Genomic DNA, 21,117 nt, shown 5'->3' on the forward strand with positions numbered 1-21,117 from the left:
CGCTTATAATCTTCGTCCTGATGATTACGCTGTGGATGAGTTAAGGTCAGCACCGGGAAAAGGAAGCCTGTAAGGAGATGTCGATGGAATCCAGCGATGACAAACTGATCGCCATAATTGGCCTGCTCTCCGCCTGTTTAATTGGCGTGGTGTTTCTCTTCACCATGACCTGGCTCACCGACGTGCGCCACCCCGCGGATCCTTCACTCGATGTGCAAACCTGCCCGCAAAAACCCGCCACTACGCAACAGTCTTAGCTTTTTGTCTGCCAGTTCTGCCACTTAATCTGTTGACTGCGCAACTCCAGCGCCAGCGCCTCATGCAGGGTGCGATTGCCATTGGGATCGCCGAGGCCAAACAGCGCACCCGGTGAACGCCGATCGTCGGCCCACGCCGGATACTCCACCACCGGATAGAGCGAAATTCCTTCCAGCGCCACGCCGTGATCCAGCGCCAGACGCGCTTCTTCACTGATCTGCCGTAGCCAGGGCGCACGCGCATCACCTTCGGCACCGGTTTCGGCCAGAATCATCGGGCGCTGATAACGTTGCCAGCACTGCATTAACAAACGGTGCAGCGGTAGCCGCGTCGGATGGTCGAACGGAATGGTTTCGCCTGAGAAAAACCAGTGATTGTCGGGATAGTAATTGAGCCCCAGAATATCGAGGAAATCCGCGCGGCCACCCAGTTCCGGTGCATCGCGTCCGCCAATCCAATCCCAGGCTTCAAACTGCGCCTGATGCTGCGCGTCGGCGTAGGGTTTGCTGTCAGGATTATCGGGATGCGTCGCCACCTGCACCAGCGGATCGGTCAGCACAAAGCGGGCATCGGGATAAACCTCGCGAATGGCGTGCATCGCCGCCAGCGAGGCGCGTACCAGCTGGCGCTTCAGCTCGCGACCACGATCGCTGGCGTAGGGATCGAGCCAGGAAACGTCCGCGCCGGCCCACGACCAGAATGAGATCTGATTGATCGGCGTGAAAAAGGGCTTTTCGATACCTTCATCGCGCATCAGTTGTGCCATTGCGCGGGCGAAGCGTTCAAAGTGATCGACAAAGCTGGCTTTCCAGATATCTAAGTGATCGGGATAGCCAAAGTGCGCCAGCTCCCAGATAATCTGCATATCGTGACGCGCCGCGGCGTGCACCATCGGCAGAAAGGTGCGCCAGTCATATTCATTGGGCACGGCTTCAATCAGATGCCAGCGAGCGCCATCGCGCGCGGTGTGCAAACCTTCCTGCGCCAGTGCGGCATAATCTTTCTCCAGCAGCATGTCGTGGCCGCTACTGATCACCATATCGAGCCGACGTCCGCCTGCGCGACGGGCGGTTGAACAGGGAAAACTGCCCTGAAAGAAACTGCGGAACAGCTGAGGGTGATGGCGCAGGGATTGCTGAGTCATAATCCTCTCCTCACGGTGAACGCCGGATGCAGAATGCAGAACGCCTGGCTAAGTCTAGACTAAATTGACGGTGCGCCATCGGGCAGAAAAGGAAGCCTCCGATTGCTTCTTAGCGCATTGATACCAACAATAATAGGTCCACAGCTTTCAGGGATTCACTATGAGTGAAGCAGCAACCTCTTTGCCGCCTGAGGAACATTCGGGCAACCGGCTGAAACCGAGTGTTGAGGCGCGTTGCGCGCGACATCCGGGCATGAGCGGCATCCATCCGCTTAACGATGGATTGGACGCTTTTGCTGCGCGCTATCAGTTGATGAGCATGGCGCAGCACACCATTGATGTGCAGTACTACATTTGGCACAACGACATGTCCGGCCGCTTGCTGTTCAGCGCGCTGCTGGACGCCGCCGAGCGCGGGGTGAAAGTGCGATTGCTGCTGGATGACAATAACACGCCGGGTTTGGATGAGACGCTGGCGGAACTCGATCGCCACGCTAATATCGCGGTGCGCCTGTTTAATCCGTTCTCGTTCCGCACGCTGCGCGCGCTCGGTTATCTCACCGATTTTTCCCGCCTCAATCGACGTATGCACAATAAGAGTCTGACAGTGGATGGCGCGGCGACGCTGGTGGGCGGGCGCAATATCGGCGACGAATATTTTGGCACCGGCGATGAACCACTGTTTACCGATCTCGATGTCCTGGCGATTGGTCCGGTGGTCGACGAAGTGACGCAGGATTTCGAACGCTACTGGCGCAGTAAAGCGGTATCGCCGCTGCGCAAAGTGGTTGATGTGAGCGGCGATGCGCATCAGGCAGTGCGCTTGCCACAAGAGTGGCAGCAGAGTGAAGCGGTGGAGCGCTATCTGGCACGGTTGGAGCACTCGTCGTTTATCAGCCAGATGGAGCAGGGCGAGTTGGAGATGACGTGGGCGGAATCGCGCCTGCTGAGTGATGATCCGCGTAAAGGGCTCGGCAAAGCAAAACGCCGCAGTTTGCTGCCGCAGCGCATGCTGGAGGTCATCGGCACGCCGCAGCAGCAGTTCGATATTATCTCGGCCTATTTTGTCCCGACGCGATCTGGCGTGGCGCAGCTGCTGGCGTTGAAGCGGCGCGGGGTGAAGATTGCCATCCTTACCAATTCGCTGGCGGCCAATGACGTCACGGTGGTGCACGCCGGTTATGCGCGCTGGCGCAAAAAACTTCTGCGCCACGGCATCGCGCTGTATGAACTGAAGCCGCAGGACAATCCGCATACCGCGCCACACGATCGCGGTATCACCGGTAATTCAGGCTCCAGTTTGCATGCCAAAACCTTCACCGTGGACAATCGCAAAGTATTTATCGGCTCGTTCAATTTCGATCCGCGTTCCGCCATGCTGAACACCGAAATGGGGTTGGTGATTGAGAGTGAAACCCTGGCGCAGCAAACGCATCAGCGCTTTATTGCCGGGATGCGCGATCGCGCCTGGACGCTGCGTCTGGATAAGTGGGGACGCGTCAATTGGGTCGAGTTTGCTAACGAGCAGGGCGAAGTGGTGCACAAACACGAACCGCAATGCACGCTGCTGCAGCGCTTGCTGGTGCGGCTGGTGTGGCGCTTGCCGGTTGAGTGGTTGCTTTAGATAAAAAGGGCCAGCGTAGCGGGCCCTTTTTTTTCATTTGCGTTGCGGCTTACCGGAGAACAGGAAGCGCAGCAGCGGAATGCGCAGATGGATTTCATACAGCGTAAACGCCACGCCAAATACCATCAGTAAGCCGACGAAGAAGCCGAGCGTGTTATTGCCGATGTGCGGCGTGATGTAGATGCCGTACAAAATGGTCAGCGGATGGTGTACCAGATAGATAAACAGCGAGGCATTCACCAGATACATGATGCGCGGCGAATGGCTGTTCAGCAGCTTATGGCCGAAGCTAAAACAGACGTTTAGCATGCACAAACCCATCAGTGTCGAAATAATCATATCGATCTCGTACAGCCAACCTTCACCGCTGCTGTAACGCTGATTCAGGCTATAGGCGATGAATACTGCGATAGCGCCAAAGCACATCACCGGATTAAAGCGCACAAACAACGCTTTCAGCGCCTGATGCTTCCAGCTCAACGCACCCAGCATAAAGAACGGCAGGAACATCAGCGTTTGCATCACGGCAATGCTGAACAGGCCATCGGCAAACACGGCCGGAACGAAATAAAACAGCACGCGGCGGAACGCACACCAAATTATGGCATAAGTCAGTAGCGCCAGCGTCAATTTACCCCAGCCAATTTGCTGATAATCGATGCTGCGCTGCTGCTTATTCAGCCAGCGAAACGCCACCATACCGAACGTCGTCAGAATCACCAGTACCAATAAAAACCACAGATGAGATATCAGCTCCCACGCCAGCGTGTTGTACTTGTCGTACAGCGAGAAACTGTTCCAGTCGCCGATTTTATCGGTGAGATTTTTGGTGATGAAAAACTGCGGCAAGGTAATCAGCGGCACGGCAGTCAACATCGGGATGCCGACACGCTCCAGACGCACTTTCAACCAGTGCTGCGGCTGGTAGCGTAAGTAGAGCATGTAGGAAAAATAGCCTGAGATAACAAAGAAAACCTGCATGCGGAAGGCGTGAATAAAGTCGTTCAGCACCGTCAACCACATTGAGGCGTCATGACTGTTCACGGCCCATTTCTGCGTGGAGTAAATCAGAGAGACGTGAAAAGGTACGCCCAATAACATTAAATACGCGCGAATCGAATCGAGGAAATATTCACGTTCGGGTTTAGCTGAACTCATAATCTTCCAATAGTCAGTTTACTTGCCGGTTTCGCCCTGAAACCGGATTATGCCGAAGGAAAATTCTACCGGCTGTAAACAGGGTATACTATCAGGTGAATCTGTATGTGATTTTGCGGGGTTTAATTATCCTAAAAGCACATTTTCAGCTTACAAATCAGCGGAACAATCTATTACATACGCTGTCGGAAAACCGAATAATCCTTTAAGATAATCGGGTTTGATCTAAGCACACGAAAGGGGGGGATGTGCTGAATAATGTGAATAATAAAGTGGGACTGGTAAAGATGCGCTGGGTAGGCGCGGCAGTTCTGCTGGCTATGTATGCCAACAATAGTTGGGCGTTTAACATTGATGATGTTGCAAAACAAGCCAAGGCGTTGGCAGGGAAAAGTTTCGAAGCGCCAAAAAGCAATTTACCCTCTCAGTTTCGTGAAATGAAGTTTGCTGACTATCAGCAGATCCAGTTTAACCACGACAAAGCTTATTGGGGCAAACTGCGCACGCCATTTAAGCTTGAGTTCTATCATCAGGGCATGTATTTCGATACGCCGGTGAAAATCAACGAAGTGACGGCGTCTTCAGTACGTGAAATTAAATATAACCCTGACTACTTCAATTTCGGCAACGTAAAACACGATGCTGATGCAGTCAAAAACCTCGGCTTTGCTGGGTTTAAGGTGTTGTATCCTTTAAATAAAAATGGCAAAGACGACGAGATCACCAGCTTCCTCGGCGCCAGCTATTTCCGTGTGATTGGCGAAGGCCAGGTGTACGGTCTTTCGGCACGTGGACTGGCGATTGATACCGCCTTGCCGTCGGGCGAAGAGTTCCCGCGCTTTAAAGAGTTCTGGATTGAGCGTCCAAAACCGCAGGACAAACAGCTGGTGATCTATGCGCTGCTGGATTCGCCACGCGCGTCCGGTGCCTATCGTTTCATCATCAAACCGGGCAAAGAATCGACGGTTGATGTGCAATCCAAAGTTTATCTGCGTGATAACGTCGGCAAACTGGGCGTTGCGCCGCTGACCAGTATGTTCCTGTTTGGTGCTAACCAGCCTTCGCCGGTGACCAACTTCCGTTCAGAGCTGCACGATTCGAATGGTCTTTCGATTCATGCCGGTAACGGTGAGTGGATTTGGCGTCCGCTGAATAACCCGAAACATCTGGCGGTTAGCACTTTTACCGTTGAGAACCCGAAAGGTTTTGGTCTGCTGCAGCGCACGCGTGATTTCAGCCGTTTCCAGGATCTCGACGATCGCTACGACCTGCGCCCAAGTGGTTGGGTTGAGCCGCAGGGTGATTGGGGTAAAGGCCGCGTTGAACTGGTAGAGATTCCAACTGCCGATGAAACCAACGACAACATCGTTGCGTTCTGGACGCCGGAAAAACTGCCAGAGCCGGGCAAAGAGATGAACTTCCAGTATCGTCTGCACTTCACCCGTGACGAGAATCAGCTGCACTCAGACGACATCGCCTGGGTAAAAGACACGCTGCGCTCTGCCGGTGATGTGAAACAGTCGAATCTGGTGCGTCAGCCGGATGGTTCTATCGCCTTCACCGTGGATTTCGTTGGCAAAGCGATGAGCAAGCTGCCGGAAGATACGCAAGTGGCGCCGCAGGTGAGCGTGGGTAACAACGCTGACGTGGTTGAGCAGAGTGTGCGCTACAACCCGGTGACCAAAGGCTGGCGTCTGGTGTTGCGTCTGCGAGTGAAAGATAACAAGCAGCCGACTGAGATGCGTGCGGCGCTGGTGAGCGGCGACAAGACATTGACGGAAACCTGGAGCTATCAGCTACCTGCCAATGAATAAATCGATATTTCTACCTCAATCTTACGTGGAGGCTCTGCCGCTTGATGCGGCAGGGCGCGCCCGTCTCAGCGATTCGCTGCAGAATGCGCAGGCGTTCCACGCTATTCATACGTCGCTGGGGCAAGATAACGCCGCCAGCGAGCGCCCGGATGATGCACCGCTGAAATCGGTGTCATCCCGTGTGCAAATGGCCTGGCCGGACTCACTGGCGGATGGTCAGCAGCTCAGCAAGGATTATCTCGATCGCACCACACTGAAGGCGATGCCGAAAGTGAAGCGTTCGCTGATGTTCCCGGAGATCTGGCGCACCAACCCAATTGCGCGCGCCTGGGATTCCCTGCGCGGCCAGAAATCCACTCCACGCTATGCCACCGTTGAAGAGCAGAAAAACGAGGACAAGTGGCGCCACGTTGGCTCCATGCGTCGTTACGTACTGCTGATTCTGACGATTCTGCAGACCGTGGTGGCAACCTGGTACATGAAAACCATTCTGCCGTATCAGGGCTGGACGCTGATTGATCCGATCGAAATGTTCAACCAGAACTGGCTGCAGTCGGTTGAGCTGATCCTGCCGTACATCCTGCAGACCGGGATTCTGTTCCTGTTCGCCATTCTGTTCTGCTGGGTTTCTGCCGGTTTCTGGACTGCGCTAATGGGCTTCCTGCAGCTGCTGATCGGTCGCGATAAATACAGCATTTCGTATTCGACTACCGGCGATGAGCCGCTGAATCCGGAACACCGTACTGCGCTGATCATGCCGATCTGTAATGAAGATGTAGAACGCGTGTTTGCTGGCCTGCGTGCGACCTGGGAATCGGTCAAACGTACTGGCAATGCCGAACACTTCGACGTCTACATTCTGAGCGACAGCTATGATGCCGATATTGCCATCGCCGAGCAGAAAGCCTGGATGGAGCTGGTGCGTGATGTCGGTGGCGCCGGCAAGATTTTCTATCGTCGTCGTCGTCGTCGTGTGAAGCGTAAAAGCGGCAACATCGATGACTTCTGCCGTCGCTGGGGCAGCAACTACAGCTACATGGTGGTGCTGGACGCCGACAGCGTAATGAGCGGTGAGTGTCTTACCGGTTTAGTGCGCATGATGGATGCTAACCCGAACGCCGGTATTATCCAGTCTTCGCCGAAAGCGTCAGGCATGGATACGCTGTATGCGCGTTGCCAGCAGTTTGCTACCCGTGTGTACGGTCCGCTGTTCACCGCTGGTTTGCACTTCTGGCAGTTGGGTGAATCACACTATTGGGGCCATAACGCCATCATTCGTGTGCAACCGTTTATCGAGCATTGTGCGCTGGCACCGCTGCCGGGTGAAGGTTCCTTCGCGGGTTCGATCCTGTCGCATGACTTCGTTGAAGCCGCGCTGATGCGTCGTGCCGGTTGGGGGGTGTGGATCGCCTACGATCTGCCAGGCTCCTATGAAGAACTGCCGCCGAACCTGCTGGATGAGCTGAAGCGTGACCGTCGCTGGTGCCACGGTAACCTGATGAACTTCCGTTTGTTCCTGGTAAAAGGGATGCACCCGGTTCACCGTGCGGTATTCCTGACGGGCGTGATGTCTTATCTCTCGGCGCCGTTGTGGTTCATGTTCCTCGCGCTTTCTACTGCCTTGCAGGTGGTGCACACGCTGATGGAACCGACCTACTTCCTGCAACCACGCCAGCTGTTCCCGGTGTGGCCGCAGTGGCGTCCCGACTTGGCGATAGCCTTGTTCTCAACTACGCTGGTGCTGCTGTTCCTGCCGAAACTGTTGAGCGTGGTGCTGATTTGGTTCAAGGGAGCGAAACCTTATGGTGGCGCCATCCGCTTGTTCTTCTCGCTGATTCTGGAGATGCTGTTCTCAGTGCTGCTGGCGCCGGTGCGCATGCTGTTCCACACCGTGTTTGTGGTCAGCGCGTTCCTTGGCTGGGAAGTGGTGTGGAACTCGCCGCAGCGTGATGATGATGCGACGCCGTGGAGCGAAGCTTTCCGTCGTCATGGTTCACAGATGCTGTTGGGTCTGGTGTGGGCGGGCGGTATGGGCTTCCTCGATCTGAACTTCCTGTGGTGGCTGTCGCCGATCGTCGTCTCACTGATCCTGTCGCCGTTTGTGTCGGTGATGTCGAGCCGTGCAACGGTAGGGCAGAAGAGTAAGAACGCCAAACTGTTCCTGATTCCGGAAGAGTATGAGCCACCTAAAGAGCTGGTTGATACCGATCACTATCTGCAGATCAATCGTCAACGCGCGCTGAAAAATGGCTTTATGCATGCACTGTTTAACCCGGCGTTTAACGCGCTGGCGACGGCAATGGCAACATCGCGTCACAAGCAGAGCGATTTACTGGATCATGCGCGTGACCGTCGTGTCGATCAGGCACTGAGCGATGCGCCAGAGAAACTGAATCGCGAGCAGCGTTTGCAGCTGATTAGCGATCCGGTGGTGCTGGCTCGTGTGCACTCACGCCTGTGGGAAAGCGCAGACAAATATCATCAGTGGGTGGAAAGCTATCAGAAGCTGAAGCTCAATCCAGAGGCGCTGCCACAGCGCTGAGGATGAGAAAGTAGAAAGCGGCAGAAATGCCGCTTTTTTTTCGCCAGAAATATGACGCAATCTTTACGTGTTAAGGAGTGGTCATCGTCCCTGCGAGATGGTTAAACTAACGCCAGTTCATTGTGAGTAAATGTTGTGAATTATTTCCTGAAAATAACCGCGCTTAGCGCCGCCATTCTTCTGCTCACCGGTTGTGGCAGTATCATCAGCCGCACCTTTCCCGGACAAGGTCACGGCAACCAATATTATCCCGGCGTGCAGTGGGACGTTCGTGACGGACCGTGGCGCGTGCTAACCATTATCGATTTGCCGCTGTCGCTGGTGATGGACACGCTGTTACTGCCCGTCGATGCCAGTCACGGTCCGTACGAATAAACGTTATTACAGATTGTCAGAAGGGCTGTTATCGTCTTCCCACTCTTGTGCCGCCGCTTCGCCCTCTTCAAGGTCACGAGGTGGTTCCAGCTGGAACTCGCCGTCATCCCATTCGTGCAGCGTATTTTCCGCCTGCCACTCCTGACGCAGTTCGACTTCATCAAAATCGCCATCAAAGATGGCTTGTGCGGCGTCTCCGCTGGAGATCGGCAGGCATTCACCCTGACCGTCCTCTTCCGCGAAAAATTCGGCCTGCCACATAATGTCGCCATCCTGCATCACGTACTTCTGCAGGGCGAACTGGCTCACGCTGGCATCTTCTTCAGCGATCTCTGGTTGGCTGGCGAGGAACTCTTCACGAGCGGCTTCAATGGCTTCTTCAAGGGTGGTAAACAGGCTCATCATCAACTCCATGTCTGTAAAAAAGGGATTTCACAGAAGGATAGACGAAAAATCGTGAAGTGCAGGGCGGAGAGGAAATATCAGTTGGGCGGTTGCGTGAAATTCAACCGCCCAACCGGTCAGGCTATTTTCTGCGGGAAATGCAACACCGGGCGTACTGATTCGTGAATAATTGGAGCAGAGTAACGAATACAACATTTAATACAGGGCTTAACCTTTTTAAAATTAATACGCGCGGTTGATAATGCCTGATTTAAATTATATAGAGTGCCAATAAATACCATGTCCTCCTTTACGGGTAAGCGTTTGCACTCTTTCCGATGCAGAAGATGATAACCTTCCTGATCGGTACTGATCGTCACGTAGTAGTAGATACCTTTATTCATATTATATTGTCCTGAGATATATTTGCTGTGTGTAATCTTTTTATATTTTTTAAAAGTGAACGGGTGAAGCTAAGTGCTGTAATCGAAATTAACTGGATTCGATTTTACGAACCAATTCCATAAAGTTATAAGCGAAGCGATTATTTTAACTAAAAGGAATATGGGGTTTTTTAATCAGACAATACCTTGTTTAGTAAGTTAATTTTACTACATTGATAAGTGATGCCGAAGGATTTAGCAATATTAAATAGGAATAGCCCTGGAAGTCGTAGAAATCAGGTCCGAAACGCTAAACTTTGGTGAATAAATATTAATGAGTGACAATTCCGCGAATCCTGCATCAACGCAGAATTTGGCTGCTGCGGCGCGAGGAAAGGTTAATTTTACGTCAACATTGCGTGCTGAAGAAAAGTGATGTCTGATTAAATGCGGCGCTAAGCCAACTATCAGCCTAAGTTCAGGCTGGCACGGCTCACTAATAAATTACCGCATGTGATCGCGCCAAAAGGCAAATTAGTGCATATAAACAGCGGAGCACACAGGGTGCCCCGACCAATATTAATAAACCGATGGTTCGCCTTGCGGACGCGTTTTAAAGCGGCGATGCAGCCACATGTATTGCTCTGGAGCCAGCAGCACCGTCTCTTCCACCACTTTATTCATCACCACAGCCGTATCAAGTTCAGATTCCAGCGTAAATTTGTCGCGGATATCTGGCATCATTTTCAGCTCATAGCCGCGCGCGTTCGGCAGACGTCGCGCCAGGAACGGCACTACGCTTGGGTTTGCCAGTCGAATCAGCATATGAGTGCCGGTGGTGGTCGCCGCATCCTGAACCGCGAAGAATGGCGCAAACACGCTGCTGCGCGGGCCATAATCATGATCCGGTGCATACCAGATAATGTCGTTGTTCTTCATGGCGCGAATCATGCCTTTCAGATCTTTGCGGTCCAGCATGCTTTTATTGGAGCGCATCCGGCCCCAGGTTTGTAGCCAGTCGATCAACTTGTTGTCGTTGGGACGATACACGCCAATGCCTGGGTTGTGCATACCAAATACCCGCGCTCCCAACTCCAGAGTCAGAAAGTGCATACCAATTAATAATATGCCGCGCTTCTCTGCCAGCGCGTTAGTCACGTGCTCCAGCCCGCTGGTGGTGACCCATTTACGAATACGCCAGTCCGGCCAGAACCACGCCATCCCGGTTTCAATCAGCCCCATGCCAACCGATTCGAAGTTGTGCTTTACCATCGCGTCACGTTCATTGGTCGGCATAGTGGGGAAGCACACTTCAAGATTACGCTGCGCCACTTCAACGCGCCGCTTCATAAAGCGCATGGCAACGCGACCCAATCCGCAGCCAATTGCATGCAGTACCGGATAGGGCAACAGCACCAGCAGATAAAGAAAGCCAATGCCGAGCCAGGTCAGCCAATAGCGTGGATAGAAGAGTTCACGGGTGAGTTGGGGAAGTTGAGTCATGGAAATGTCAGTATCCTGCGTCTTATGCCAGAGAGTCCGGTTTCTGTAATTTTTTGTCATTATGCCATTTTTTCATTCTGGCTGAAATCAAGCATAGACCGAGGACGGCTTTCCGACAGCAGGTATGCGCACGAAAACGCAATTGTGGCGCATAAATGCGTATGTAATTTCAGCCGGCAGGCTTATCAAACCAACATTTTTGTATCAGGCAGAATTCGGGTATCATACGCGCGCTAAATTTCTCTGATTGCTAACAGGACGAACACCATGCCAGTGTTACATAACCTTGTTTCCAATAAAGAGCTGAAGGAACGTATGTTGGCGGAAACCGAACCACGTACCACAGTCTCTTTTTATAAATACTTCCAGATTGCCGATCCTAAAGCCTTCCGTGATGCCCTCTACGTTGAGTTAACCAAACTCAAGGTGTTTGGTCGCGTCTATGTTGCGCATGAAGGCATCAACGCACAAATCAGTGTGCCCGCCAGCCGCTACGAAAAGATGAAGGCCGCTTTGTATGCCTTTGATGCGGCGCTAGATAACTTGCGCATGAACATTGCGCTGGATGATGACGGTAAGTCTTTTTGGGTGCTGCGCCTGAAAGTGCGTGAACGAATTGTAGCGGATGGGATTGAAGACAACAGCTTTGATGCCAGCGATGTGGGTGCTTACCTGAAAGCCGCGGACGTTAATGCAATGCTCGACGATCCGGATGCGCTGTTTGTGGATATGCGTAACCACTACGAATATGAAGTGGGGCGCTTCGATAACGCCATGGAAGTGCCGGCCGATACCTTCCGCGATCAACTGCCGATGGCCGTTGATATGCTGCAGGATCAGAAAGACAAAAAGATTGTCATGTACTGTACCGGTGGCATTCGTTGTGAAAAGGCCAGCGCCTGGATGAAGCACAACGGCTTCAAAGATGTTTATCACATCGAAGGCGGGATTATTGAATACACCCGTCGGGCGCGTGAACAGGGCTTACCGGTGCGTTTCAAGGGCAAAAACTTTGTCTTTGACGAACGCATGGGCGAGCGTATTTCCGACGATATTCTTTCCAGCTGTCATCAGTGCGGCACGCCTTGCGATAGCCACACCAACTGCATCAATGATGGCTGTCATTTGCTGTTTATTCAGTGCCCAAGCTGCGCTGAAAAGTACAACAACTGCTGCAGCCCAATCTGCATGGAAGAGTCAACGTTGTCGCCAGAGGAGCAGCGCGCACGCCGTGCGGGCCGTGAAAATGGCAACAAAGTGTTCAACAAATCACGTGGTTTGCTGAACATGACGATGGCGATTCCGGCGCCAGATAAAAAATAAGCGCAAAACAGCCTGAGGTCAGCGGACTTCAGGCTGTATTTTGTTTACTTACGCACACCTTCCACCGAAATAATCAGTTCAGCTTTCTGCGATGCCGGGCCAAGATCTTTGCTGATGTTGAACTCTTTCAGCACGATCTCACCGCTGGCTTCAAATCCTGCACGGTAGCCGCCCCACGGATCTTTGCCTTCACCGATCAATTTTGCATCTAGCGTGACGGGCTTGGTCACGCCATTCAGCGTCAGGTCACCGGTGATCTTGTAATTTTTACCCTCTTTCTTCACGGCGGTAGAAGCAAAGGTTGCCTGCGGGAACTTACCGGTGTTGAGGAAATCCGCGCTGCGCAGGTGTTTATCACGCTCAGCATGGTTGGTATCGAGGCTGTTAGTGTTGATGGTCACGTTAACTTTATCTGCCGCAGGATTGGCTTCATCAAAAGTGAAGCTGCCATCAAAGTCTTTAAAGGTGCCGTACAACCAGCTGTAGCCCAGATGCTGAATGCGGAACTGCACAAATGCGTGCTGGCCTTCCTTATCAAATTTGTAATCAGCCGCGCTGGCCGTCAGGCTGGCGCTCAATAATCCGGCCGCTGCTACTGCCAATAATGTCTTCTTTAGCATGTTACTTTTCCTTTTCAGAGGTTAACGGGATGCGGTAACCCAACATCCTTTTCAGTGTCACATCATGGTCGATAAAATGGTGCTTCAGGGCTGCCAGCGCGTGCAGTGCTGAGATCAGCACCAAACCCCACGCCAGCCAAAGATGAATGTCACCCGCCAGATCCGCTTGTTGCGCGGCGCCGCTGAACAGGGCGGGAACCGCGAACCAGCCAAATACGAAGATCGGTTTGCCATCGGCGGTGGAGATGAGATAACCGGTGAACAGCAGCACCAACAGTAAGCCGTATAACAGCCAGTGCGCGGCGGTAGCGCTGCGTCGTACGGCGGGCGAATAACTCGCCAACGGTTTGGGCGGCGGTGAAATAAAACGCCAGCCGAGGCGCAGCAGCAGCGCAGCGAACAGCAGAATGCCGATGCCTTTATGAATTTCGGGCGCATCGTGATACCAGCCATCGTAATAGCCCAATCCGACCATCCACAAACCCAGCGCGAACATGCCGTAAATAACCAGCGCCATAAGCCAATGCAATAAAATCGAGACAGCGCCGAAATGCTGTGTGGAATTACGCCACATTAAAATCACCTGGAATGAAATAAGTGGTAATGAGCATCTACATTTTGCAATGAAAGATCAATTAACCTTACTTTTCTATAAAGTTGAAAATCATCTTCGGAATAAATGAGGATTTAATTAAAACTCAGTCAGAATAATTGAAGGGATAGCTTAAAAGGCGGGGCTTATTGCGAAGTATTGCATATTCACTACACCAAATGCGGCATAGCGCGGCGCTGAATGTTGATATAGGTAATTAACTGTCAGTTTGTGTCAATTTCGCCGGCACAGGATTAGTACCGGCAAGTATGGTTTAGTTAAATCGCGCGAGCGAGAAAGGCGCAATATCGAAAGAGAACGGTTTGTTCTGCGCAAATTCACTGGCAAGTTCACCCAGCACGCTGGCGAATTTGAAACCGTGTCCGCTTAAGCCGGTGATGATCAGACGATTAGGTTCGCCCGGTAGCGTATCGATAATGAAATCTTCGTCCGGCGTATTGTCGTAGCTGCAGGCTTCGCCATGCAAACAGACGCCCACGCCCGGCAGGAATTTACGCAGGAAGCTAAAAGATTCGTTGCCGTCTACCGCGATGCTGCCAAAGGGTTTGCGATCGGCCGGCGTTTGCATCAGCTGGCCGCCATCGTGACGTCCCACTTTCAGTGCGTTGTTATCCGCCGGGAAGCCATAGAAGTGGCTGCCATCGCTCATCTCCACGGTAAAGCCGGGGAATTTGTTGTTCTCGCTGTAGCGACCATCTGCCTGATACCAGGCAAAAACTTTACGCACGGGCGCAACCGGCAGATCGGCGACCAACTGGCTCACCCAGGTTCCGGCGCTGACCAGCAGTTTACGCGCGCGGAAAATGCCATCGCTGGTAGTGACCTGCTGCAGATCGCCGTCGCGACCGATCTCCGTCACCGGACAGTTAAACAGCTGCGCGCAACCGGCCTGTTCCGCCAGCTGCACCCAGCTGCGCACCGCTTGCTCGCATTTGAGGAAGCCGGAGTTGGGTTCGTACACGCCGATGTAGCCATCCGGCACCGTGAACTGCGGCCAGCGTGCGCGCACTTCATCGGCTTGCAGGATTTTCACATTCAGCTGCCACGCTCTCGCGCTATCGATAACATTTTGAATAAAGGAGGAGGTGATGGGCGCTAAGTTGAGGATGCCGCTGCGATGCATGATGCGCTCGCCGCTCTGGCGTTCCAGCTCATCCCAGAGTGTCTGTGCGCGTAGCACCAGCGGCACGTAGCGTTCACCTTCACCATACGCATGGCGAATCAGCCGGGTTTCCCCATGATGTGTGCCCTGGCTGTGCGGCGGATGGGCGCTATCAATCATCAGCACCGATAAGCCAGCCTGCGTGGCGTAAAACCCGGCTGCTGCGCCGACCGAACCGCTTCCCACCACAATCAGATCATAAACCATAACGACATCACTCCAGCAAAACAGCGAAATTTTTCAACAGCATATCAAAAGAGAGCGCCCATGAAAAAGGCACCCTGTTGGGTGCCCTTTCACGCGATAGTAGAAATTAATGCTTTTGATTGTCGCGTAGGTACTGCTCGGTAGACTCTATTTTTGCAATGCCAGCTTCGAGTAGAGAGATGAACTGTCTGGCTACGTCGGTAGTCAGCCAGTAGGTCGGACCCACGTCAGCTTCTTCTTCTTTCTGCCCCTGCGAGGAGAGCGAGTGCAGGCGAATCATCATGGCGTCATAACTGTCTACGGTGCTGATGTCCCATCCTACCAACGGATGAGTCTGGATGACGTCTTTATTTCTGTCCATTATAACCTCCGTATTACTCGTTAAACGAAGTGCTTCTTGAGGTTCAATGCGGCTGTATCGTGCACTAGCGAAACAATTATAACATGAAATAGCGGGTACAATAGTTAAAAGGTATGACGAACCTAAACAGAGTAAAAATAAACGCGGTTAACATTGCCGTTTAATCGAATAATAAAATGCCCGCAGCGTCAGGCATTTTATTGGAATTATTACTGGCAACACTGACGAAGTTATCGGCTTTTATAAGGGAAAACTTTAGGCCGAAAAAGGGGGCACGTTTATGAGTGTGGCTCGACCGGCAGCAGGCCGTGACGTTTCTGAATCTCTTCCGCCAGCCGGGTAAAATGCTGCTGTAACTGCTCGTCATGGTTCTGGTTTTGCGCTTCCAGCGTCAGGTTGTGGACCAGCAACTGATTGGCGCGATCGTCGAGACAGAAGGTCAAGGTGGCAAACGCATTTTCTAATACGGTTAAGCGGCGCTGTTGCTCAGCAATAAATGCCAGCAATTCTCCGAAGGTCATCGCCTCTTCTGGTTTTTCAGTAGTCATGTAAAACACCTCCTGTAAGCATGACGAGGCAAGAATAGGGGATCGTTTAACATGAGTCTAGATGCAGGAAGTTTTTCTGGCGAGAGGGAAATAAAAACAAAAAAGCCGGATAGCGATACCCGGCAAAAACGGCACAGTGGCAGTTAATCGTTATTGAACCAGTCGTCAGCGCTTTCCCAGGTTTCTTGTAACAGTTCGCTGATGCGTTCGCGAGACTCTTTACAGCCACCAAACACGCTGAGTTGGTTGCCGCCGGCATAACGCACTTTGACGTGATGATCGTCGTCGGGGAAATCCTGCGTAATGCGACGAACCAGTTCGACGCTGAGTGCATCCAGTGCACCCGCAGGAAGGGGCGAAGTTTTTGCTACGGTAATTTCAACACGCATAGAAGCCTCCGGGATAATATACTGTTTATTTATACAGTATAAATTTCCCGAAGGCAAGCAGCAGATCATTATTCTTTGATGCGCCAGTTCAGCGTTTCACCGGCAAGGAAAGGCACCAGCGTGTCATCCGCCAGCGCAATGCTCTCTTCAACCTGCCAGGATTCTCGCACCAGCGTCAGCGTGCCTTCATTCAGCGGCAGACCGTAGAAGTTCGCGCCGTTCTCCGAGCAGAAGGCTTCGAAATGTTCCAGCGCATTCAGCTCCTCAAACACGGTGGCGTACGCCGGCAATGAGGTCGGCGCATTAAACACGCCGGCGCAGCCACAGCTGGCTTCCTTGAGGTGACGCAGATGTGGCGCGGTATCGGTACCGAGGAATACGCGACGATTCCCGCTGGCAACCAGCTTACGCAGCGCTTCCTGATGGATATTGCGCTTCAGAATCGGCAGGCAGTAAAGATGCGGACGCACGCCGCCCACCAGCATGTGGTTACGGTTGAACATCAGGTGCTGTGGCGTAATGGTGGCGCCCAGCAGATCGTTACCGGCTGCCAGATACTCCGCCGCTTCTTTCGTGGTGATGTGCTCCATCACCACTTTCAGCGCCGGGAACTGTTTACGCAGCGGTTCCAGCACGGTTTCAATAAAGCGAGCTTCGCGATCAAAAATATCGATGTGAGAATCGGTCACTTCGCCGTGCACCAGCATTGGCATGCCGATCTGCTGCATGCGATCCAGCACATTAGCGATGGCGGCAATATTGGTCACGCCGTGACTGGAGTTGGTGGTGGCGTGCGCAGGATAGAGTTTGGCGGCGGTAAACGTGCCGTCACGGAAGCCGCGCTCGATCTCATCGGGATCAAGTGAATCGGTGAGATAGCAGGTCATCAGCGGAGTAAAAGCATGCTCAGCAGGTAACGCAGCCATGATGCGCTCGCGATACGCCACGGCAGCGGCCACGCTGATAACCGGTGGAACCAGGTTTGGCATGACAATCGCGCGACCATTTACTGCGCTGGTATAAGGCAGTACGGCGTTGAGCATCGCGCCATCGCGCAGATGGATGTGCCAGTCGTCAGGGCGGCGGATGGTAATGTGCTGAGGTTGGGCTGTCATTCAAAAAGACTCCGGCTGAGAAGAAAACGAGAGGCACGTTTAGGCCGGGGAGTAATCATAAGGATGTGGGCAACCGTTTGCACGGGATTTTATTGTGACAAACAAAAACCGCACCCGAAGGTGCGGTTGCGCGGATTAATCAGTAAACGGAATCACCAATTGTCCCGGTTTCACTTCAATTCCTTTAGCAAGTTTCTTCGCCAGCGCTTCGCCTTTGCTGCGGTCTGCACTCAGCACATAAGCAGGTCTCTCATTGAAGTAGCGCTTCAGCGACTCATTGAGATACGGCGTGAGGGTTTTCATGATCGACGCCATTTTCTCCGGCTGCACCTGCGCATCGACAATCTCCATGTCATGCAGATAAATCGCGCCTTCCTGCGCGTTATAAACCGGCTGCGCTTTCATCTTCAGCAGCATTTCGGCCTGCTGCGGACCAAACAGCGAGCTGACATTGATATTGGCTTTACCTGAGAGCGTAATTTTGCCAGGTTCTTCACGGCCAATCTGGCTGCTGAGATCGCTCAGCACAATGTGCGCATTCACCAGCCCGGAAACGCCGATGTCTTTTTCGAAGTTATTGCGCTTTTGCAGCGCCTGATTCACTTCCTGTTCGCTGATGGTGTATTGCGTCAATTGGTTACAGCCGCTGAGTAGCACGGCAAAAAGCAGGGCGAAAAGCCCGGTAAACGCCTTTTTCATATTGTCCTCATCCTGATCGAAACGGCAAAACAGCGATAGCCTGCCTGAATCAGCGGCATGTGTCACCAGGAGAGAGATGAGAAGCGCCGCAGCGCCTCTCAGGGACGAGGATTATGCGGCGATAGAGGAGAGCAGATTAACCTGGGTTTGTTTCGCCATGTTGTCGCGATAATCGGCAACGCGGCTTGGCCATTCGATGCCGTTGACCAGCGTCAAGGAGCGCAGCAGCGGGAACAGATGAATATCATCTTCCGACAGTTCGCCATTAACCGCGTTGGGTTTGACGATCAGCTTGTCGAGCTGACGCAGATCATCGCTGATGTTTTTGATCAAACCCGGCGCGTGTTTACGCAACTCGCTGAAATCGCCCACGCTGGCCTGCTTCTTCTCGCTGAAGTAGCTGCGCGCTTCCGGCGTGGCGAATTCGGCGAAGGAGGCATCGGCGATGCGCGGCAGCAGCAGCTTATTGACGTAGCCATTCACGTGGCGCAGCCAGTCGCTGATCGCAGGATTGCTTTTGCCATTGAGCAGCGGTTGGTGATCGTGTTTATCTACCAGCCGCACAATATCCATACTTTCCGGTACAGCGCTGCCATCGGCCTTTTGCAGAATCGGCGCCATTTTCTGGCCGATCAATTTTTTCGGCGTTTGCTCGTCGTCATTTAGCATAACGATGAGTTCTAATGGCAGATTTTTTAAGCCGAAAATCATGCGTGCTTTGACGCAGAAAGGGCAGTGATCGTAGATGTAGAGTTTCATCCCGTTTCTCCTGTGGTTCTAAGGGTGACGGAGGTCACCCTTTTTTCGGACGTGCGGGAAGTATGGAAGAGATCTTTGGCGGGGGCAAATTAGCTGCTGAAAATCGCTGGCGCCACCGAACGCGGCTGGAACTGCCACCAAAGCGCCAAAAGGGTAATCATGCCAACGCTGCTCAGCAGCATCCACGGCAGTTCCGGCAGCGCCCATTGCTGGCCCATATCGAACATCCAGCCGCCGCCGGAGTAGCCGATCAAACCGCCAATCGCGAGGCCGAGTCGGCTGAAGCCCATATAGCTGCCGCGCGCACGCGAACTGGCCAGCGAAGCGCTGAGCGTTTCTCGCGCCGGTTCCGCGATGATTGAGCCCAGATAAAAGAGGGCGATCAGCATAAACAGCGACGGCAGCGAATCGGTCATGCCAACCGGCAGCAGGCTGAACGTCATCAGGAACAAGCCGGCCATCAAACGCGTTTCGAGGCGGAAGCGTTTTTCGCTCCAGCGCGCCAGCGGATAGAGCAGGCTTAATGACAGCAGCGCTTCAATCGCGTACATCCATTTCACCGCAGCAGGTGCCCCGGCTACCTGATTCACCATCACCGGCAGCATCAACATCACCTGCACGGCGAGAATGTAGTAGCCGGTCAATGTCAGCACGTACAGGCGAAAACGCTTGTCCTGCCAGACGCGTTGCATCCCTTCACGCATCGCAATGCGTTCGGTCGAGATGCGCCACGCCGGTAACCAAACGGCGTTAAACAGCGCAGCAGTGACAAACACCGCCGCGCCAACCCAGCACACCAGACGGAAATCCCACGCCAGCAGCCAGCTACCAATCAGTGCGCCCAGCACCGCACCGGCGCTGTCTTGCATCATCAGCAGGGAGAAGAAGCGGCCGCGATCGCGTGCGCGTACCAGTTTCATCACCAGCGCGCTGCGTGGCGGGTCAAACAGCGTGCCGCCAAGACCGGAAAGCAAACAGGCAAACCACAGCAGCCAGGGTTCATGCGCCAGCGCCATGCAGGCAAAACCCGCCGCGCGCATCAGCATGCCGGTGACGATCAGCGGACGCGCGCCAAAACGGTCGGCAATCGCACCGCCGAAGATGCCGAATCCCTGCTGGACGAACTGGCGCAAGCCAAGCGCAATACCGACCATCAACGCGGCCCAGCCCAGCTGTTCGACAAAATGGATGGAAATGAGGGGAAACACCACGAAAAAGCCCATCACAACCAGCATGTTATCCACTAAAAGAAATGTTTTACCGAGGCGTCGTGCCTGCGCAACCCGAGACATGCCAATTCCTGAGCAAATGAGAGGAGATAAGAGACCAATTGGTCTATCTTCCGCCTGCTCAGCGGCGAAAAACAGCTTTCTCAGGATGATATTTTTTCATCGATTCCGCAGAAATATTAATCCTAAATCAGGATGAATCCTGAGGAACGCGTTCAAGGGTTTTACCGCAAGCGGGGTGACGGTTATAGTGAGAAGTATCGCCGCTGGCGTACATCTTTCTTAAGTTATGGATTTCAGGAGTCATGATGTTTGGCTATCGTTCTGCTGGCCCACGCGTACGCCTCACTACCGATCGCTTAGTGGTGCGTTTAGTACACGAACGCGATGCCTGGCGATTAGCGGATTATTACGCTGAAAATCGTGCGTTTCTTAAGCCGTGGGAACCGGTGCGCGACGAGAGCCATTGTTATCCTTCGGGCTGGCAAGCACGCCTCGGACTGATCGCCGACATGCATAAACAGGGCTCAGCCTACTATTTTGTGCTGATGGACCCGGAAGAGACCGAAGTGCGTGGTGTGGCGAATTACAGCAACGTGCTGCGCGGATCGTTTCACGCCTGCTATCTCGGCTATTCGCTGGGCGAGAAGTGGCAAGGTCAGGGACTGATGTTTGAAGCGCTCACTACCACCCTTCGCTATATGCAACGCCAGCAACGTATTCACCGCATTATGGCTAATTATATGCCGCACAATCAGCGCAGTGGCGATCTGCTGGCGCGCCTTGGATTTGAAAAAGAGGGTTACGCCAAAGATTACTTATTGATCGATGGGCGCTGGCAGGATCATGTACTCACCGCGTTGACCTGCCGGGAGTGGACCCCGGATCGTCGTGGACAATAATAAAG

The 21,117-nt window shown here is 53.2% G+C and carries 22 protein-coding genes; 7 read left to right on the top strand and 15 right to left on the bottom strand.

Features of this window, described 5'->3' with window-relative positions; translation table 11 throughout:
• The first annotated feature begins 83 nt into the window (after positions 1-83).
• On the top strand, positions 84-257 hold the full coding sequence (locus K5Y32_RS03285; protein WP_167391168.1) for a hypothetical protein: 174 nt from the start codon (positions 84-86) through the stop codon (positions 255-257).
• Here the strand turns inward: K5Y32_RS03285 and K5Y32_RS03290 are convergent.
• Positions 254-1,402, bottom strand: coding sequence for a beta-glucosidase (locus tag K5Y32_RS03290; protein WP_222181788.1), 1,149 nt, complete (start codon positions 1,400-1,402; stop codon positions 254-256). The genes K5Y32_RS03285 and K5Y32_RS03290 overlap by 4 nt on opposite strands.
• 160 nt (positions 1,403-1,562) lie before the next feature.
• Here K5Y32_RS03290 and K5Y32_RS03295 point away from each other — a divergent pair, with 160 nt between their 5' ends.
• Positions 1,563-3,026 carry a phosphatidylserine/phosphatidylglycerophosphate/cardiolipin synthase family protein gene (locus K5Y32_RS03295; protein WP_304623895.1) on the top strand — a complete coding sequence of 488 codons (1,464 nt, stop codon included), beginning with the start codon at positions 1,563-1,565 and terminating at the stop codon, positions 3,024-3,026.
• A 33-nt stretch (positions 3,027-3,059) separates the two neighbouring features.
• Here the strand turns inward: K5Y32_RS03295 and mdoC are convergent, their stop codons facing one another.
• The gene (gene mdoC, locus K5Y32_RS03300) at positions 3,060-4,184 is read right to left on the bottom strand and encodes a glucans biosynthesis protein MdoC (protein WP_222181789.1); all 1,125 of its coding nucleotides are present in this window, start codon (positions 4,182-4,184) and stop codon (positions 3,060-3,062) included.
• Positions 4,185-4,462: 278 nt separating this feature from the next.
• Here mdoC and K5Y32_RS03305 point away from each other — a divergent pair, with 278 nt between their 5' ends.
• The 3 genes from K5Y32_RS03305 to K5Y32_RS03315 all read left to right on the top strand — a co-directional run bounded on the left by K5Y32_RS03305 (position 4,463) and on the right by K5Y32_RS03315 (position 8,915).
• Positions 4,463-5,998 carry a glucan biosynthesis protein G gene (locus K5Y32_RS03305; protein WP_222182881.1) on the top strand — a complete coding sequence of 512 codons (1,536 nt, stop codon included), beginning with the start codon at positions 4,463-4,465 and terminating at the stop codon, positions 5,996-5,998.
• Complete coding sequence (mdoH, locus tag K5Y32_RS03310; protein WP_101760869.1) at positions 5,991-8,540, top strand: glucans biosynthesis glucosyltransferase MdoH; 2,550 nt, start codon at positions 5,991-5,993, stop codon at positions 8,538-8,540. Before K5Y32_RS03305 ends, mdoH begins: the two co-directional genes overlap by 8 nt.
• A gap of 135 nt (positions 8,541-8,675) precedes the next feature.
• The gene (locus K5Y32_RS03315) at positions 8,676-8,915 is read left to right on the top strand and encodes a YceK/YidQ family lipoprotein (protein WP_110865906.1); all 240 of its coding nucleotides are present in this window, start codon (positions 8,676-8,678) and stop codon (positions 8,913-8,915) included.
• 6 nt (positions 8,916-8,921) lie between these two features.
• On the opposite strand, the gene K5Y32_RS03320 is transcribed toward K5Y32_RS03315, so the two are convergent.
• The 3 genes from K5Y32_RS03320 to K5Y32_RS03330 all read right to left on the bottom strand — a co-directional run bounded on the left by K5Y32_RS03320 (position 8,922) and on the right by K5Y32_RS03330 (position 11,185).
• Complete coding sequence (locus K5Y32_RS03320) at positions 8,922-9,317, bottom strand: MysB family protein (RefSeq protein WP_101760867.1); 396 nt, start codon at positions 9,315-9,317, stop codon at positions 8,922-8,924.
• A 119-nt stretch (positions 9,318-9,436) separates the two neighbouring features.
• Positions 9,437-9,703 carry a hypothetical protein gene (locus tag K5Y32_RS03325; RefSeq protein ID WP_008103132.1) on the bottom strand — a complete coding sequence of 89 codons (267 nt, stop codon included), beginning with the start codon at positions 9,701-9,703 and terminating at the stop codon, positions 9,437-9,439.
• A gap of 558 nt (positions 9,704-10,261) precedes the next feature.
• Complete coding sequence (locus tag K5Y32_RS03330) at positions 10,262-11,185, bottom strand: Kdo(2)-lipid IV(A) acyltransferase (protein WP_101760866.1); 924 nt, start codon at positions 11,183-11,185, stop codon at positions 10,262-10,264.
• 267 nt (positions 11,186-11,452) lie between these two features.
• On the opposite strand from K5Y32_RS03330, the gene K5Y32_RS03335 reads away from it, so the two are divergent.
• A complete protein-coding gene (locus K5Y32_RS03335) occupies positions 11,453-12,508 on the top strand; it encodes a rhodanese-related sulfurtransferase (RefSeq protein ID WP_222181790.1) in 1,056 nt (351 codons plus the stop codon).
• A 44-nt stretch (positions 12,509-12,552) separates the two neighbouring features.
• Here the strand turns inward: K5Y32_RS03335 and K5Y32_RS03340 are convergent, their stop codons facing one another.
• From K5Y32_RS03340 to mdtH, 10 genes are all read right to left on the bottom strand, one after another.
• On the bottom strand, positions 12,553-13,128 hold the full coding sequence (locus K5Y32_RS03340; RefSeq protein ID WP_222181791.1) for a YceI family protein: 576 nt from the start codon (positions 13,126-13,128) through the stop codon (positions 12,553-12,555).
• A 1-nt stretch (position 13,129) separates the two neighbouring features.
• Positions 13,130-13,702 carry a cytochrome b gene (locus K5Y32_RS03345; RefSeq protein WP_222181792.1) on the bottom strand — a complete coding sequence of 191 codons (573 nt, stop codon included), beginning with the start codon at positions 13,700-13,702 and terminating at the stop codon, positions 13,130-13,132.
• A gap of 292 nt (positions 13,703-13,994) precedes the next feature.
• The gene (solA, locus tag K5Y32_RS03350; protein WP_222181793.1) at positions 13,995-15,110 is read right to left on the bottom strand and encodes an N-methyl-L-tryptophan oxidase; all 1,116 of its coding nucleotides are present in this window, start codon (positions 15,108-15,110) and stop codon (positions 13,995-13,997) included.
• A gap of 106 nt (positions 15,111-15,216) precedes the next feature.
• Positions 15,217-15,471 carry a biofilm formation regulator BssS gene (gene bssS / locus K5Y32_RS03355; protein ID WP_008103119.1) on the bottom strand — a complete coding sequence of 85 codons (255 nt, stop codon included), beginning with the start codon at positions 15,469-15,471 and terminating at the stop codon, positions 15,217-15,219.
• Between the two features lie 278 nt (positions 15,472-15,749).
• Positions 15,750-16,019 carry a hypothetical protein gene (locus K5Y32_RS03360; RefSeq protein ID WP_101760862.1) on the bottom strand — a complete coding sequence of 90 codons (270 nt, stop codon included), beginning with the start codon at positions 16,017-16,019 and terminating at the stop codon, positions 15,750-15,752.
• A 143-nt stretch (positions 16,020-16,162) separates the two neighbouring features.
• The gene (gene dinI, locus K5Y32_RS03365; protein WP_101760861.1) at positions 16,163-16,408 is read right to left on the bottom strand and encodes a DNA damage-inducible protein I; all 246 of its coding nucleotides are present in this window, start codon (positions 16,406-16,408) and stop codon (positions 16,163-16,165) included.
• 68 nt (positions 16,409-16,476) lie between these two features.
• Positions 16,477-17,523 carry a dihydroorotase gene (gene pyrC / locus K5Y32_RS03370; RefSeq protein WP_222181794.1) on the bottom strand — a complete coding sequence of 349 codons (1,047 nt, stop codon included), beginning with the start codon at positions 17,521-17,523 and terminating at the stop codon, positions 16,477-16,479.
• A gap of 135 nt (positions 17,524-17,658) precedes the next feature.
• Positions 17,659-18,222, bottom strand: a complete 564-nt coding sequence (locus tag K5Y32_RS03375) for a lipoprotein (RefSeq protein WP_222181795.1) — start codon at positions 18,220-18,222, stop codon at positions 17,659-17,661.
• Between the two features lie 111 nt (positions 18,223-18,333).
• On the bottom strand, positions 18,334-18,981 hold the full coding sequence (gene grxB / locus K5Y32_RS03380; protein WP_110865912.1) for a glutaredoxin 2: 648 nt from the start codon (positions 18,979-18,981) through the stop codon (positions 18,334-18,336).
• Positions 18,982-19,070: 89 nt separating this feature from the next.
• The gene (gene mdtH / locus K5Y32_RS03385; protein ID WP_192234313.1) at positions 19,071-20,273 is read right to left on the bottom strand and encodes a multidrug efflux MFS transporter MdtH; all 1,203 of its coding nucleotides are present in this window, start codon (positions 20,271-20,273) and stop codon (positions 19,071-19,073) included.
• 245 nt (positions 20,274-20,518) lie between these two features.
• Between mdtH and rimJ the strand changes: the two genes are divergently transcribed.
• Complete coding sequence (rimJ, locus tag K5Y32_RS03390; protein WP_101760856.1) at positions 20,519-21,112, top strand: ribosomal protein S5-alanine N-acetyltransferase; 594 nt, start codon at positions 20,519-20,521, stop codon at positions 21,110-21,112.
• Positions 21,113-21,117: the final 5 nt, after the last annotated feature.

The organism is Pantoea sp. DY-15 (genome assembly GCF_019795935.1).
GTDB lineage: Bacteria > Pseudomonadota > Gammaproteobacteria > Enterobacterales > Enterobacteriaceae > Pantoea > Pantoea leporis.

Bases quoted from the DNA above. Each gene is read 5' to 3' on its own strand.
- K5Y32_RS03285 (WP_167391168.1), top strand. From the start codon at position 84: ATGGAATCCAGCGATGACAAACTGATCGCCATAATTGGCCTGCTCTCC.
- K5Y32_RS03290 (WP_222181788.1), bottom strand. From the start codon at position 1,402: ATGACTCAGCAATCCCTGCGCCATCACCCTCAGCTGTTCCGCAGTTTC.
- K5Y32_RS03295 (WP_304623895.1), top strand. From the start codon at position 1,563: ATGAGTGAAGCAGCAACCTCTTTGCCGCCTGAGGAACATTCGGGCAAC.
- mdoC (WP_222181789.1), bottom strand. From the start codon at position 4,184: ATGAGTTCAGCTAAACCCGAACGTGAATATTTCCTCGATTCGATTCGC.
- mdoH (WP_101760869.1), top strand. From the start codon at position 5,991: ATGAATAAATCGATATTTCTACCTCAATCTTACGTGGAGGCTCTGCCG.
- K5Y32_RS03320 (WP_101760867.1), bottom strand. From the start codon at position 9,317: ATGAGCCTGTTTACCACCCTTGAAGAAGCCATTGAAGCCGCTCGTGAA.
- K5Y32_RS03325 (WP_008103132.1), bottom strand. From the start codon at position 9,703: ATGAATAAAGGTATCTACTACTACGTGACGATCAGTACCGATCAGGAA.
- K5Y32_RS03330 (WP_101760866.1), bottom strand. From the start codon at position 11,185: ATGACTCAACTTCCCCAACTCACCCGTGAACTCTTCTATCCACGCTAT.
- K5Y32_RS03335 (WP_222181790.1), top strand. From the start codon at position 11,453: ATGCCAGTGTTACATAACCTTGTTTCCAATAAAGAGCTGAAGGAACGT.
- K5Y32_RS03340 (WP_222181791.1), bottom strand. From the start codon at position 13,128: ATGCTAAAGAAGACATTATTGGCAGTAGCAGCGGCCGGATTATTGAGC.
- K5Y32_RS03345 (WP_222181792.1), bottom strand. From the start codon at position 13,702: ATGTGGCGTAATTCCACACAGCATTTCGGCGCTGTCTCGATTTTATTG.
- solA (WP_222181793.1), bottom strand. From the start codon at position 15,110: ATGGTTTATGATCTGATTGTGGTGGGAAGCGGTTCGGTCGGCGCAGCA.
- bssS (WP_008103119.1), bottom strand. From the start codon at position 15,471: ATGGACAGAAATAAAGACGTCATCCAGACTCATCCGTTGGTAGGATGG.
- K5Y32_RS03360 (WP_101760862.1), bottom strand. From the start codon at position 16,019: ATGACTACTGAAAAACCAGAAGAGGCGATGACCTTCGGAGAATTGCTG.
- dinI (WP_101760861.1), bottom strand. From the start codon at position 16,408: ATGCGTGTTGAAATTACCGTAGCAAAAACTTCGCCCCTTCCTGCGGGT.
- pyrC (WP_222181794.1), bottom strand. From the start codon at position 17,523: ATGACAGCCCAACCTCAGCACATTACCATCCGCCGCCCTGACGACTGG.
- K5Y32_RS03375 (WP_222181795.1), bottom strand. From the start codon at position 18,222: ATGAAAAAGGCGTTTACCGGGCTTTTCGCCCTGCTTTTTGCCGTGCTA.
- grxB (WP_110865912.1), bottom strand. From the start codon at position 18,981: ATGAAACTCTACATCTACGATCACTGCCCTTTCTGCGTCAAAGCACGC.
- mdtH (WP_192234313.1), bottom strand. From the start codon at position 20,273: ATGTCTCGGGTTGCGCAGGCACGACGCCTCGGTAAAACATTTCTTTTA.
- rimJ (WP_101760856.1), top strand. From the start codon at position 20,519: ATGTTTGGCTATCGTTCTGCTGGCCCACGCGTACGCCTCACTACCGAT.